The organism is Flavobacterium aestivum, assembly GCF_026870175.2.
GTDB classification, from domain to species: domain Bacteria; phylum Bacteroidota; class Bacteroidia; order Flavobacteriales; family Flavobacteriaceae; genus Flavobacterium; species Flavobacterium aestivum.
In genome coordinates this window covers 1,911,172-1,925,366 of record NZ_CP113977.2, presented here as the reverse complement: position 1 = coordinate 1,925,366, position 14,195 = coordinate 1,911,172, and the positions used below count along the sequence as shown (strand labels likewise).

16 protein-coding genes are annotated in these 14,195 nt (G+C 38.5%); 9 read left to right on the top strand and 7 right to left on the bottom strand.

Annotated elements, in window-relative coordinates:
* Window positions 1–14 precede the first annotated feature (14 nt).
* From OZP08_RS08380 to OZP08_RS08340, 9 genes are read left to right on the top strand one after another with little or no spacing between them, the layout of a single operon-like run.
* The gene (locus tag OZP08_RS08380) at window positions 15–647 is read left to right on the top strand and encodes a DUF4141 domain-containing protein (protein WP_268849173.1); all 633 of its coding nucleotides are present in this window, start codon (window positions 15–17) and stop codon (window positions 645–647) included.
* Window positions 648–650: 3 nt separating this feature from the next.
* Window positions 651–1,643 (top strand): conjugative transposon protein TraJ, encoded by a 993-nt coding sequence (traJ, locus tag OZP08_RS08375; protein WP_281323462.1) that lies wholly within the window; start codon window positions 651–653, stop codon window positions 1,641–1,643.
* A 24-nt stretch (window positions 1,644–1,667) separates the two neighbouring features.
* Window positions 1,668–2,291: a conjugative transposon protein TraK gene (gene traK / locus OZP08_RS08370; protein ID WP_268849171.1), complete on the top strand. Its 624-nt coding sequence runs from the start codon at window positions 1,668–1,670 to the stop codon at window positions 2,289–2,291.
* Between the two features lie 12 nt (window positions 2,292–2,303).
* Window positions 2,304–2,741, top strand: a complete 438-nt coding sequence (locus tag OZP08_RS08365; RefSeq protein WP_268849170.1) for a hypothetical protein — start codon at window positions 2,304–2,306, stop codon at window positions 2,739–2,741.
* A gap of 41 nt (window positions 2,742–2,782) precedes the next feature.
* Window positions 2,783–3,049, top strand: a complete 267-nt coding sequence (locus OZP08_RS08360) for a nitrogen regulatory IIA protein (RefSeq protein ID WP_432419632.1) — start codon at window positions 2,783–2,785, stop codon at window positions 3,047–3,049.
* Window positions 3,036–4,367, top strand: coding sequence for a conjugative transposon protein TraM (traM, locus tag OZP08_RS08355; RefSeq protein WP_281323460.1), 1,332 nt, complete (start codon window positions 3,036–3,038; stop codon window positions 4,365–4,367). The genes OZP08_RS08360 and traM overlap by 14 nt, the downstream gene beginning before the upstream one ends.
* A 25-nt stretch (window positions 4,368–4,392) precedes the next feature.
* Complete coding sequence (gene traN, locus OZP08_RS08350; protein ID WP_268849168.1) at window positions 4,393–5,286, top strand: conjugative transposon protein TraN; 894 nt, start codon at window positions 4,393–4,395, stop codon at window positions 5,284–5,286.
* Between the two features lie 23 nt (window positions 5,287–5,309).
* Window positions 5,310–5,870 (top strand): conjugal transfer protein TraO, encoded by a 561-nt coding sequence (locus OZP08_RS08345; RefSeq protein ID WP_268849167.1) that lies wholly within the window; start codon window positions 5,310–5,312, stop codon window positions 5,868–5,870.
* A gap of 10 nt (window positions 5,871–5,880) precedes the next feature.
* On the top strand, window positions 5,881–6,342 hold the full coding sequence (locus OZP08_RS08340) for a TraQ conjugal transfer family protein (protein WP_281323459.1): 462 nt from the start codon (window positions 5,881–5,883) through the stop codon (window positions 6,340–6,342).
* Between the two features lie 191 nt (window positions 6,343–6,533).
* Here OZP08_RS08340 and OZP08_RS08335 read toward each other — a convergent pair whose 3' ends face one another.
* The 7 genes from OZP08_RS08335 to dinB form a co-directional block, all read right to left on the bottom strand.
* Complete coding sequence (locus OZP08_RS08335; RefSeq protein WP_268849165.1) at window positions 6,534–6,926, bottom strand: hypothetical protein; 393 nt, start codon at window positions 6,924–6,926, stop codon at window positions 6,534–6,536.
* A gap of 209 nt (window positions 6,927–7,135) precedes the next feature.
* Window positions 7,136–7,597 (bottom strand): hypothetical protein, encoded by a 462-nt coding sequence (locus tag OZP08_RS08330; protein ID WP_268849164.1) that lies wholly within the window; start codon window positions 7,595–7,597, stop codon window positions 7,136–7,138.
* Between the two features lie 163 nt (window positions 7,598–7,760).
* A complete protein-coding gene (locus tag OZP08_RS08325) occupies window positions 7,761–8,084 on the bottom strand; it encodes a Pepco domain-containing protein (RefSeq protein WP_268849163.1) in 324 nt (107 codons plus the stop codon).
* 4 nt (window positions 8,085–8,088) lie between these two features.
* The gene (locus tag OZP08_RS08320; RefSeq protein WP_268849162.1) at window positions 8,089–9,078 is read right to left on the bottom strand and encodes a hypothetical protein; all 990 of its coding nucleotides are present in this window, start codon (window positions 9,076–9,078) and stop codon (window positions 8,089–8,091) included.
* Window positions 9,079–9,243: 165 nt separating this feature from the next.
* Window positions 9,244–9,870: an alpha-ketoglutarate-dependent dioxygenase AlkB family protein gene (locus tag OZP08_RS08315; protein ID WP_349293469.1), complete on the bottom strand. Its 627-nt coding sequence runs from the start codon at window positions 9,868–9,870 to the stop codon at window positions 9,244–9,246.
* Window positions 9,871–9,901: 31 nt separating this feature from the next.
* Window positions 9,902–12,958: a DNA polymerase III subunit alpha gene (locus OZP08_RS08310; protein WP_281323458.1), complete on the bottom strand. Its 3,057-nt coding sequence runs from the start codon at window positions 12,956–12,958 to the stop codon at window positions 9,902–9,904.
* Window positions 12,959–12,990: 32 nt separating this feature from the next.
* Window positions 12,991–14,166, bottom strand: coding sequence for a DNA polymerase IV (gene dinB, locus OZP08_RS08305; RefSeq protein ID WP_281323457.1), 1,176 nt, complete (start codon window positions 14,164–14,166; stop codon window positions 12,991–12,993).
* Between the last annotated feature and the right edge of the window lie 29 nt (window positions 14,167–14,195).

Sequence of the window (14,195 nt, the reverse complement as noted above, 5' to 3'; positions counted from 1 at the left end):
AAATTTTAGAAACAATGAAAAAGATTATGTATTTGGTGTGTACGGCACTCACGCTTGCCACTGCACCCTCAGCGAAAGCTCAATTTGTAGTTACCGATCCAGCAAATCTGGCTTCAGGCATTCTCAATAGTGCCAATGAAATTATACAAACTTCATCAACGGTATCCAATGTTATTAAAAATTTCAAGGAAGTGGAAAAGGTATATAAACAAGGAAAGGAATACTACGACAAACTCAAAGCCGTAAACAATCTTATAAAAGATGCGCGTAAAGTGCAGCAGACCGTACTACTTGTTGGCGACGTTTCGCAAATGTATGTTACCAATTTCGGTAAGATGATGAACGATCCTAACTTCTCTCCACAAGAATTGGCGGCTATTGCCAATGGTTATTCAGCATTGCTGGGTGAGAGTACGGAGCTGCTGAAAGAATTGAAGCAGATAGTAAGCGCTACTAACCTTTCTCTGAATGACAAAGAACGTATGGAGATTATAGACCGCGTGTATAAAGAGGTTAAAGATTATCATAGTCTTGTTCGCTATTATACCACTAAAAATATCTCGGTCAGCTATCTCAGAGCGAAAAAGAAAAATGATGCCAAGAGAGTCCTTGACCTCTATGGGACGTCTAACCAAAAATACTGGTAGGCTATGGAATGGAATAATCTTCACGAAGTCCTGCGTTCGCTTTATGATGACATGCTACCTCTTGCTGGTGACATGGCTGCAGTGGCTAAAGGTTTGGCGGGACTTGGCGCTTTATTTTATGTCGCATTAAAGGTTTGGCAGGCACTCAGCCGTGCCGAGCCTATTGACATGTATCCTTTGCTGCGTCCATTTGCTTTGGGGTTATGTATTATGTTCTTCCCCACGATTGTCCTAGGAACGGTCAATGCGGTGCTAAGTCCTATAGTAACGGGAACTCATGCCATACTCGAAGACCAGGTGCTTGACCTGAACAAATTGCAAGCTCAGAAAGACCAGCTCGATTACGAAGCTATGGTAAGAAATCCCGAAACCGCCTATATGGCATCCGACGAGGAGTTCGATAAGAAATTGGAGGAATTGGGTTGGTCACCAGCTGATATTGGAACAATGGCAGGACTGTATATGGACAGGCAGGAATATAAGATAGAGAAAGCAATGAAGGACTGGTTTCGCAATTTGTTGGAAATACTCTTTCAGGCGGCGGCACTGGTCATTGATACCATTCGAACATTCTTTCTCATTGTACTGTCCATACTCGGACCAATAGCCTTTGCGATTTCGGTATGGGATGGCTTTCAATCCACACTCAATCAGTGGTTCACAAGGTACATCAGCATCTACCTCTGGCTTCCTGTTTCAGATTTGTTCAGTTCCATGTTGGCAAGAATACAGTCCTTGATATTAGAAAGGGATATCGAAATGCTATCCGATCCGACTTTTATTCCAGATACCTCGAACACTGTGTATATCATTTTTATGATTATCGGTATCATAGGATACTTTACCATTCCAACGGTAACAGGCTGGATTATCCAAGCCGGTGGCGCAGGGAATTTCACCCGTAATGTAAACCAAACGGCAATGAAAGCAGGAAATATTGCCGGAGCTGGAGCTGGTTCGGCGACAGGAAATATCGGTGGTCAACTGCTCAAATAATGTAAAATGATTAATCAGTAAAAAATGGAATTTAAAACGCTAAGAAATATAGAAAACAGTTTCAGGCAAATCAGATTGTATGCTATTGTGTTTGCTGTACTCTGCACAGCGGTCACAGGATATGCCGTATGGCATTCCTACCGCTTTGCGGAACAGCAAAGGCAGAAAATCTATGTCCTGGACAATGGCAAATCATTGATGCTGGCACTCGCACAGGATGCCTCCATCAACCGTCCTGTAGAAGCTCGTGAACACGTAAGACGTTTCCACGAACTGTTCTTTACGCTCGCTCCCGATAAGAACGCCATTGAAAATAATATGAAGCGCGCATTCAATCTAGCCGATAAAAGCGCCTTCGATTATTACAAGGACCTTTCGGAAAAAGGGTATTTCAACCGCATCATATCGGGCAATGTGCAACAGCGTATTGAAATAGATAGTGTGGTCTGCAACTTCGATATCTATCCCTATGCTGTACGCACCTATGCTAAACAGTTCATCATCCGTTCCAGCAACGTAACAAGACGTAATCTGGTTACGTCTTGCTTTCTGGTAAACTCCGTTCGTTCGGACAATAACCCACAAGGTTTCAATATTGAAAAATTCGCTGTGGTTGAGAACAAGGACATTGAAGTCATTGAACGCTAGAAATTAAAGGATATGAAACAGTTACTTGATTTAGACACATTTGCAAAAAACCTAACAGATAAGGGATATGATGGATATTTCCATACAGAGAGCTGTTGTGCGGGCAAACTAAAGGATAGCATTAATGGATTTTTGGAAGCCTGGAAAAATGGTAATGATGCTCCACTATTAGCAAATCATCTGCATTTATCTACCTACCTCGAATGGAATGGTGAAGACAAGCCAAAGGTTCAGTGTAATATGTGGGTAAGATATGAGAATGGGAAATTCAATTTAGAGGAAACAGAAATGTATATAACAAGAACAGACCGTTACGGGCAATTATTGAAGCAATCTAAACTGGCAAATCTTACTGCAAGTTCGGTTCCGACAATAAAGGAAGCTATTGCTCAAGTATCTGAAAAACCTACAGAAGAGATTGCTCCCCGAAAAAGAGGATTTAGAATGTGATAATCTATAATCATTAAAGTATGAAAAAATTAAGAGTAAATATGGACAAGTGGTTTGACAAGCAAGATGAACATTGGAGGGCTTTGCCTTTACACAGACAGCACCGATATACCCTGTATTTTTTTTCAGGGTATGTGCTACTGACGGTAGGGGTAATTTGTAAAGTATGGTACGATACAGCAAAATCTGAGAACAAGATGGTTATAAAGCATATCGAGAACCCTGTGCTGAAAAACAAAGAAAGTCCTGTGAAGTTACAGGACACATTATCAATAATCCTAAAAAATGAAATTTATGAAGGAAAATGAAAAAAAGGTCAGCATTCTTGTTGACGAAGGCGGGCAAAACAAAGCTTCCAATCATCTGTCCGATGATAAAAAGAGCAATAGGGAAAGGCTTAAAAAGCCACTGATATTCGTTTTAATGGGCATAGTGTTTTTTGGCTGTATGTACCTGATATTTAAGCCGTCTTCAGAGAAAAAGGAAATCGAAGACATCGGATTGAACGATGCCGTTCCAGAGGCGAGCGATGCAGGAATGCAGGCGGACAAACAAAAGGCCTACGAACAGGACATGCTGGAACAGAAAGAGCAGGAAAAACGCAAAGCTCTTACTACACTGTCCGACTATTGGAATGAAGACACTTCATCCGATGATACAACAGAAGCGCTGGCTGATGAAGAAGGCCCAGGAAGTGGAACTAGAGGTGGTACTGGAAAAACTGGCAATCCGGCACTGAACAGCTATCGCAATGCACAAAGCACACTGAGTTCTTTCTATCAGGACAATAATGACCAAACACAGGAGCTCCGTAAACAAGTGGACGAGCTAAAGGAAAAGCTGGCTGAAAAGGAAGTACCTGCCAGTGTAACCGCAGCAGACCAACTGGCACTCATGGAGAAATCCTATCAGATGGCTGCCAAGTATCTTCCTTCAACAGCTAATACCAATCAGGGCTCAAACAGCAACAGTACTAGTGCTATTAGTGCTTCAGCTACACAGAAGGAATATTTTGCTGCATTCACCCCGGCAAGAAAAAGTACTGTATCATCCCTGTACCGTGAACCCAGCGATAGTATCTTTTTGGCAGACTGGAGCACAAAGAGAAACCGCAGGTTTTATACTGCAGATTCGGCGCAGCAAGTGATACAGCCAAAGAACAGTATTAAAGCCTGTGTACAGGAAACACAAACCATTATCGGCGAAAGCATGGTAAAGCTGCGTCTATTGGAGCCTGCTAAAACACCTAACCGTATAATTGCTAAGGGCACAATTCTAACTGCTAATAGTAAGATTCAGGCGGGACGACTTCAATTAAAGATTTCTTCCATAGAACTGGACGGCAATATTATACCTGTTGATATCACCATTTATGACCTTGATGGTCAACAAGGTTTGTCGGTGCCCTATTCACCCGAAATGAATGCCCTTAGTGAAATGGCCGGTCATATGAGTCAACAATCAGGAACAAGCTTAATGCTGACCCAGTCGGCGGGACAGCAAATAGCCGCAGAAATGGGCAAAGGAGTAGTTCAGGGAATTTCGGGTTATTTCTCTAAAAAAGTAAGGACACCCAAAGTTACCTTAAAGGCAGGACATCAACTGTTTCTGGTGTCTAAAAAATAATAATAAACTTAAAATCAATTAAATAATGAAAAACCTTTTTAAAACCTTTTGGGCTTATGCCTTGATGATTGGCTCTGTCGTACCATGCGTTGCGCAGGACATTGTAAAGTCGCCGCTTGCTTTGGGCGAGATCGCACCCTATCAAATGGAAGTCACTTACGATAAGACTTCCCATCTGATTTTCCCAACCGCAATCCGTTATGTAGATCTTGGAAGTGATTACTTGATTGCCTCAAAGGCTGAGGAAGCAGAAAATGTGCTTCGTATAAAAGCATCGGTAAGAGAATTTGAACCAGAAACTAATTTTTCCGTGATTACCAACGACGGGCGTTTTTACAATTTCAATGTGTGTTACAATTCCTGTCCACAGACGCTGAGTTATGATCTGCAGTCGATGCAAAAAGCTGTGGACAAGACAAGCGGAAACGATGTGCTTTTTGAGGAACTCGGAAACAACTCACCCTCATTGGCAGGCTTAATATTGGAAACCATTTACAAAAGGGATAAGCATATTATAAAGCATATCGGAGCTAAAAGTTTCGGTATACAGTTTACCCTAAAAGGCATTTATATCCACAATGGGAAGTACTATTTCCACACGGAAATCATCAACTACACCAATGTACCTTACCAAATTGATTTTATCAATTTCAAGGTAGTCGATAAAAAGTTAGCCAGACGTACTGTAGTACAGGAAAGACCAATGATACCACTCCGTACTTACAAGCCGCTAGATGAGATTGCTGGAAAAACAGTCGAACAAAATGTGTTTCTGCTGAATCAGTTTACCATTTCCGATGATAAGGTACTGCAGATTGAGATATTCGAGAAGAACGGTGGCAGGCATCAGACACTTCAGGTGGAAAATTCGGATTTGATAAGAGCCAGACTAATTAAGGATATGCACTTGAAAATATAGTAACCTCAATAAAAAAACAATACATGAAAAAGTATCTATTAACGGTGCTGTTTATAGTAATAAGCAGCATCATGGTGCAAGCACAGCGAATGCTGCCCAAACAAAAAGGACTGGAAATTAATGCCGGAACCCTATCCCGTTACGATTCCGACAGGAATTATTACCTCAACATAGGGCTGACCATAAATGGCAGAAACGGTAATTACCGATTATGGGCATTGGAATATACCCATCAATATTCAACATACAAAGAGCTGAGAATACCACAGGAAACATACAGTATAGAAGGTGGTTACAGTTTTTATCTGTTCGGAGATATACGAAAAAATATTTCCCTAAATGCAGCCATCACAGGGCTCATTGGTTACGAAACCATAAATCGTGGAAATGACGTCCTCTATGATGGTGCAAAGATTCTAAATGAAGAAAACTTTATCTATGGTGCGGGAGGAAAACTGTCTTTGGAAACTTATTTATCAGAACATTTTGTATTGCTATTTCAGGCAAGGACAAAAGTATTCTGGGGAACATCATTGGAGCAACTTCGATCCTCAACAGGTGTGGGTTTACGATATAATTTTTAAAACAATCATTATGAAATCAATATTCAATTACAAAAACTTCGGTTATACAGTACATTTTAAATATCTATGGCTATTTTTTGCCGTAATGCTAAGCGCAAGTCTCTTTTCTTCCTGTGAGAAAGAGGATTTGAAAATCCAGAAAGATTTTCCATTTGAAGTTAGTGTAATGCCAATACCACAGGCAATTGCAAATGGTGATACTGTTGAAATAAGACTTGCAATTCAAAGAACTGATAAATATAGCGGTACCCAGTATTTTATCCGTTATTTTCAATATGATGGTCTAGGTCTGCTAAGATTCGGCCAACAGCATGCTTTTGTTCCCAATAATTTATATTCTATACCAGCAGAGCAATTCCGTTTGTATTATACATCACAGTCCTTTGTGACACAGTCTTTCACTGTTTGGGTTTCTGATACTTTTGGCAATGAGAGACAGGTAAACTTTCAGTTAAACAGTATAAATAGATAAATTTATTAATAATTATTATAAAGTGAATTGACCTGCTAAAATATAGCAGGTCAATTTTTATGATTTGTTTTAGGAGTACTCCATTTGTAAAAAATAGTTCAACAGGAGTAATTAAGTGTTGAACACTTTACCAGCTATGAAACAGTTTGACATATCTTAAAATCTTCGTCATCAATTCTAACAAAATTTCTTTAATATATTCGGATTACTGCTCTATTCTCTTCTTTTCCCCATTGTACCTGCCACGTTCTACCGTCTATTTGGTCGAGCAGAATGAAATTATATATGTTTGTTGTTGGATAAAGAAAGAATCTACCATTCTTCTCTTCATCTTTATTTACTAGAGAGATATCAGATAGAATAGTCTCAAACCTAGATTTGCTTTCTGTGCTCCATTGAACTTGCCACATTTGTCCGTTTCTTGTATCCAATTTGATAAATGTATACATATTTCGTGTAGAAAAAAGGCGGTACACAAGATTACTGTCTGTCGAAATATTTTGCATAGGTGCTCCATCAGTATTCTGAGCAAAAGCCGTAATTGATGCTAAACCAATAATTACAAAAAATACTATTCTTTTCATAATCGTTTATTTATACTTTTATAAAAGTTCAATATTTATTTCCTCAATTGGACTAGGTTCTCTATCCACTAATTCTTGATAATCTGAATCTTATACACTAGCAGCAGTTTAAAGCTTAGATGTAAAGATATGTAAATTTCCATTTGAGTAATTTCCGGCTAAGAAAAATAAAACCAGTTATTGTTCAAAATAGCTGTTGATGGCGGTTTTTAATTAATATGCTCAAACATTTTTTCAGCTATCCCTTTTCCATTATGGAACTCATTATTAAAATGAATTTCGTTTTGTTTTTGAGGCCATTTCCCTGTTTTTATTCTAATAAGAAGAGATAATTCTGCTTCAATATTTTCTATCTCAATTTTACTTAGCGTTTCAAAACACCATGCATATAAATCAACACTTTCTTTCCCTTTCCATTTATACCCATGATAGCCATTTTTTCCATCAGCTTTCAATCCATATCTAAATCTCGATGATAAAGATTGAGTTGTTGTTCCGACGTATAAAAAGTCACTTTCGTGTTTTATAACATAGATTTTTGAAACATTTTTCTTTGTTAATCTCTTATGAAAAGATTTTAAAGGCAAATCATTAGATTTATCAAAGAATGAAGATATTTTATTGTCAAATATTGTCAAAGTCAGTCTGTCAAAATCGCTATAATCTTCCATTAGTTATTTTTTAGTAGAGAGTTGTAAAATTACCACTAACGTTTTGGGTGGCAGATTTCGGAGCACAAAATTGTCAATACACCACAAAAGTTGATACGAGGTAGAATGTTCAATTAACCACATCACCCGCCATTGAGCCAAACACATGTTACCTGCTCGGTTGTTAGGTTGTTTTCTTAAATTTCACTTCAATAGTAGCCTCTGCACCTGCTGAAACAAGTCCAATATTTCCTTCAGCTGAAATCGCTAAACTCAATGAAAACTCGTCAATTTTGTATTTGCTTGCAGATGTTTCAATTTTGTCAAAAGTTGAGTTGAACACTTGTAGAATACCTAAAATTTGCTCTTCAATAGTTTCAGCACTAACTTCAATTGCTTGTCCAACTTTTTTAATCGCATTGTTTGTCAAACTTTGTTCTTCTCCACCACCTCTATTTGGGGTTACCAATTGAGTAGTAGAATTAGTGATAATTTTAATCTTGCTCATATTGTTAATTGAAAATTTCTAACTCAAATGCACTTTCTATTTGTCTCATTGATTGGATAATTCCTTCATCTGGATTAATTTTCAGGCAACCAATATATAATCCTACTGCTTCATCACTAGTTCCATTTCGTTTAATCGCTAAAGAACCACTGTCTCCTGCAACGCCTGTATTGTCAATGAAGATCCTATGTCCAAATAAAGAGCTATAAGAAGATGGATGTTCGAATATTCGTAAGACAGTTGCATTAAATGACGAAGATGAAGTCTTTACAGTTATATTGTCTCCTGGTGCAACAGGACTTGCCAAACTAATTGGAGTTAAGTTGTTTGGTAAGTTTTGGTAATCAATTATTGCTGCATCAATATTTGACGAATATTGGTCAATCTCAACAACAGAACTTTGTGTACCGTCAGATAAAATAACATTTGTTCCTATCTGAAAATTGGGTCCGAAAGCATGTCTTACCGAAAGAAGCCCTGAATTCCAAGGATTATTATAATAAAATGTTTTCCCTCTTTTGGGTTTTACAAAACAACTGCTTACTGCCATAGAAGGTGAAGTTATATCAGGTTTATTGTGATACTCAATTATTCTACGTTCTAAAATAAATGGATTTCGTTTATCTATCGGCCCTCTACTTCCAAATTCGCCAAAAGGATAGCTGGTTTCATCATAGTAGTCGGCATCAACACCGATAATAAGCCCAAAAGCATAATCTTCATATTTTGAAAAATCTATTTCTTGTTTTCTTCTCTTTGAATAGTTAGGTATAAAACCTGCTGAAATATCAACTACTCTAAATCTTTCAAAATAATGTGTAATAAGGTAGTGCTTATCTTCAAATCTGTCTAAGAAATCTGAAATGAGTTCTGTTGCAAATAAATATGCTCTTAACTGTCTTCCTTCCAAGTTTGATTTCTCGGCAATTCGTATAGCCCAATCTGGAGCTTCTATTTTTTCAGGGATTAAGTCCCATGCTGCTTCTGGTATCATATTCTATTATTGTAGGGTCTCACATAGGCTTGCAGGAACTGGTTTGTCATAATACATCTATTTTTAGGTAGATCGTTATGATAAATCCTGTTTTTCATATCCCATCTCTTTCAAATATAATAAATTAAAACCAGCTTTTTGACTTGTAATAAAATAATAAAATCGCTATTGCTTGAGACTGACCTGACGAAAAGTTAAATTGATCCTTGGCAATACATCCCTAGCCGTTTTAGGTACCTGATGCTCCCAATACGTGTTGGTATTGCCTGCCATTAACAAGAAAGTCCCATGATGCAAAGGGATTTCTATCTGCGGAATATGTTTCAAAAATTTATGACGCAAGCGAAATAAACGTGTTTCTCCAAATGTTACTGAGGCTATATTCATATTTTTATTGCTGCTGTCGGTTTTATCACTATGCCACGATACTCCGTCATTCCCATTTCTATACAGATTAAGTAATACGGCATTGAAATTCATCTGAGTCTCATTTTCTACCCTTTCCCTTATGACCAGCAATTCCGTAGGCCAGTTGAGGTTGGGTTTTCGGGAACTTCGATTCGTATTGCCATACCATGAGACCATTCTGGGAGCTGTAACTACTTTGTCATACATCGGCATTTCATACTCTTGCCATTTGGTTTCATGAAGTAAAATATTATAATACTGATCAGATTCTTCCTTAGTAAAAAAATTGTCAATCAATAGTAAATCAGCATCAGGTACGTCAAATATTTTTTTACCACCTGTTCTGCATGTGAAAATTTCGGTGTCATTAAAGAGTGTCATCATTTTAGTTGTTTTTTCATATTCTTTACTTCGTTTATTGAGTCATTCTATGTCGTGGCATATGGTATTCATGTTCCTGTGGATAAGGTGCCCGATGGGTCATACTGACATCTTCACGAATCTTCTGTTGTGTCTGAAATCTTTTCTCATCTGTAGCGGCATAACGGGAATCGGCAATAAAGGGCATCTTTGCCATTTTGGAAATAGTAATGGTAGGAAAATGATAATCTACCTCAACCTGACCCAATAAAAGATAACATCCACCTCCTTTAAAAGGGTACTCCTGCAAGGAATCAGCAAAATGAGCAGTATCAAAGAATTCCCCCTGTGCATCTATCCAAGTCCCAAAATACATGTCCCCCCGTTTTGTGGGAACGTGTTTCCTTGAAATCAGATACGCAAGCATCCTGACTGTTTTTTTATGATGGCTTACCAAATCCTTTGCCATGACATCCCCTCGGAAAGAAGTCTGTAATAAATTAAACGGTGTAACTGAAACCGGGAAGTCCAGCAGTTCAATTTCATCAAAAGCATCTTCAAATACCGAACGTTCTAGTACTGGCAATATATACTCTTTAACAGGCTCCTGCAGCAGCTTTAGGTTACCGTTCTCAGGTTTGAAATTGATCAGAATCAGGCGTGCGATGATAAGCAACTGATTTTTTGTTTTTCCTGTAAAACGAAATGCACCTATAAAAATCAGGGTCTGTATACTTTCAATTCCAATAGGAACTCGATTGATAAAATCCTCCAGTGACCGATAGGGACCATTCTCATCTCGTTCGCTTACAATCAATTCTGCAGTATGAAATTGCAGGCTTTTCAAATGCTGAAATCCCAGATAAATATTCCTTCCATATACATTGGTCTGAACATCGCTTTTATTGATACATGGATTATGAATCTTCGCCCCAGACATCCTTGCCTCATGCACATAGACTTCGGTACGATAAAAACCTCCGAAATTGTTGATTACCGCAGTCATAAATTCAATAGGGTAATGGACTTTCAAATAGAGGCTCTGGTAACTTTCCACTGCGTAGGATGCCGAGTGTGCCTTGCAAAAGGAATATCCAGCAAATGATTCGATCTGCCTGTAGATTTCCTGACTTAATTGTAATGGATGTCCCTGCTTTTTACAGGAGGCAAAAAAATTGTCTTTTACCTTTTGCAGGGCTTCTTTGGAACGTCCCTTGCCACTCATGGCACGTCTGAGGATATCACCATCGGCAGCAGGCAATCCTCCATAATGCAGTGCAATTTTAATCACGTCTTCCTGATATACCATAATGCCATAAGTTTCGCCTAACTGTTTTCTGAAGACTTCATGGAAATATTCAAAACGATCAGGATGATTATGTCTGAAAATATATTCTTTCATCATTCCCGATTGTGCCACACCCGGACGGATAATGGAGGATGCCGCCACCAGTACTTTGTAATTATCACAGTTGAGCCTTCTGAGCAAACCTCGCATCGCTGGGCTTTCAATATAAAAGCAGCCAATGGTTTTGCCCCGACTTAGAAATTCATTGCATTTTACCTCATCTTTAGAGATTGACGTGTCCCGGATATTGACTTCGAGATTCCAGTTTTTTCTGATCAGCTTTACGGCATCGTCAATATGTCCAATACCCCGCTGGCTTAAAATATCGAACTTGTCAAAACCGATTTCTTCTGCTACATGCATATCAAACTGTACAATTGGAAATCCTTTTGGAGGCATTTCCAAAGCGGAATAATTGGTAATTGGCTTTTCCGAAATGATAATGCCACAGGAATGCATGCTGCGCTGGTTTGGGTATTTTTCAAGCATGATACCGTAACGCTGCACCATTTTGACCACTTTGTTTTTTTGGTGCTGTTTCATTGGGTTCTTTGCCAATTCATCTAGTTCCTCCTTTGGTAAACCAAAGACTTTGCCCACTTCACGAAAAATAGAACGGTACTTGAACTCTACGTTTGTACCGCAAAAAGCCACATGGTCGGCTCCGTATTTATCGAATATGTATTGCAAAATGATGTCACGTTCCCGCCACGACCAATCAATATCAAAATCGGGCGGCGTTTTACGGTTGAGGTTTAAAAAACGCTCAAAATATAAGTCGAGTTCCAATGGGCAGATATCGGTGATGTTCAGACAGTAAGCTATAATGCTATTGGCACCGCTTCCACGACCTATATGAAGGAAACCCTGACTGATACTATACTGGACAATATCCCAGGTAATGAGAAAGTAACCGCTGAATTCTAGTTCATCAATTACCTTGAGTTCCTTCTCTACCCTTTTTATCGCTTCCTCATGATTATGTCCATAACGGCGGATCATGCCTTCATGAGCCAATCTGGTCAGTAATTTTATATCATCCTGTTTGTTTGCGGTATAATGCTTTTTATTTTTTGGGGTACTGAAATCGTATTGAAAATTACATTGAGCTATTATTTTTTTGGTGTTTTCAACAATAACCGGATAGTCCCTGAATTTAGAAACAAGGTTTTCTACCGGTAGCATAACTTCAGAAATTTTGCAATGATTGGCCTCCGTTAATTTGGTACCAATAATATTCAAATCGATTGCCCTGAGTATCTTATGCAAATTAAATTCCTCTTTGGTTCTATAGGTAATGCTTTGTAGTACCACCATTTTATTAATCCTGTTTTTCCACGTAGGATTGTATAGTTTAGACAGTTGTTCCGCAGTTATACCGATATATTCATTTTCCTGTAGTTGTTTAGGAACATTATCAAAAGGATAAATGATAAAGGTATTTTCAAAATCAGGTGCCTGATTGGGAAGCATCTTATCCTCAAAATTATGTCTGGTCAGTAATCGGTTCATCTCTGCTATTCCGTCACTGTTTTTTGCCAAACCTACATACAATTGTTTACAGCTATTACGAAAATCAATCCCAACCAAAGGTTTTATATTAAACACTTCACACGCCTTTATAAAATCATAAATTCCTGTTACTGTATTAATATCTGTCAATGCCATTTCTGTCACACCAAACTGCGCAGCCTGTTCTACCAGTTCCTGTAATGGAATAGTCCCGTAACGGAGTGAATGGAAAGAATGACAGTTCAGGTACATTATTCAGTATTTTTAGGGTTAATAAATTGGGCTCATGGATTCGAAATGATGTTTCCTGCTTTTGATTTAAGAGTTCTTCCCCCGCATCTGGTAACAGCATCAAAGCCAAACCGGTTTTTGATTTTATCCATCGTCTGGTATAATGCCATCATCTCTTCAGTATCCTCAAACATATTAATCTGGTAGGTTCCCCGCACCAAACCGGTGAATGTTATTCCAACGAGCCTGATTCTCATCCGACGATTGTACAGTTTATGGAATAACTCCAATGCCGTCTTTGTTAAAATATGATCGCACGAAGTATAGGCTATTCTTCTTTGCTGATTTTCAGTATCAAAATTAGCATACCGTATTTTTACGGACAGCGTTGATACCAGCCAGCCTTCACACCGTGCTTGATACGCTAATTTTTCGACCATTCCCAAAATCAATGATTTCACCTGTTCTATGTCTATAGTATCCTGAAGATAAGTATGTTCAGTAGAAAGGGATTTCCTTTCCCTGTACGGTTCAACAGGTGAATTGTCAATGCCATTTGCTTTTTTCCATAGTTCCAATCCATTTTTACCTATCAGGCTCTGTAATACTTCAGCAGGAGTTTCCGATAGTTTTCCGATGTTCCGGATACCCAGTCGGGACAACAGATTAAAGGTGACTTCACCCACCATTGGAATTTTACGGATAGAAAGCGGGTTCAGAAAAGGCTGTACCATGCTTTGCGGAATCTCTAAATTTCCTTTTGGCTTTCCTTCACCTGTGGCGATCTTAGAAACAGTTTTATTGACTGATAAGGCAAAACTGATGGGCAATCCTGTTTCTTTAGTAATGCTATGGGAGAGTTCGTTTGTCCATTTATAACAGCCATAGAATTTATCCATGCCTGAAATGTCAAGATAGAATTCGTCAATACTTGCTTTTTCAACTAGAGGTGCATTCTCTTCAATAATCTGGGTTACTTCATGAGATTTGTTGGAGAACAACTCCATATCTCCCTTTATAATTTTTACCTGTGGGCAAAGCTGCAAAGCCATTCTGATTGGCATTGCCGAACGAACGCCAAAATACCTTGCCTCATAGGAGCATGATGCTACAACACCTCTTTCGCCACCGCCAACAATAAGGGGAATACCATTGAGTTGAGGGTTTTGCAGTCTTGCGCAGGAGACAAAAAATGTGTCTAAATCCATATGTACGATGGCACGTGTCATGTTATCCTGAATATTTTATGTTGAAATAT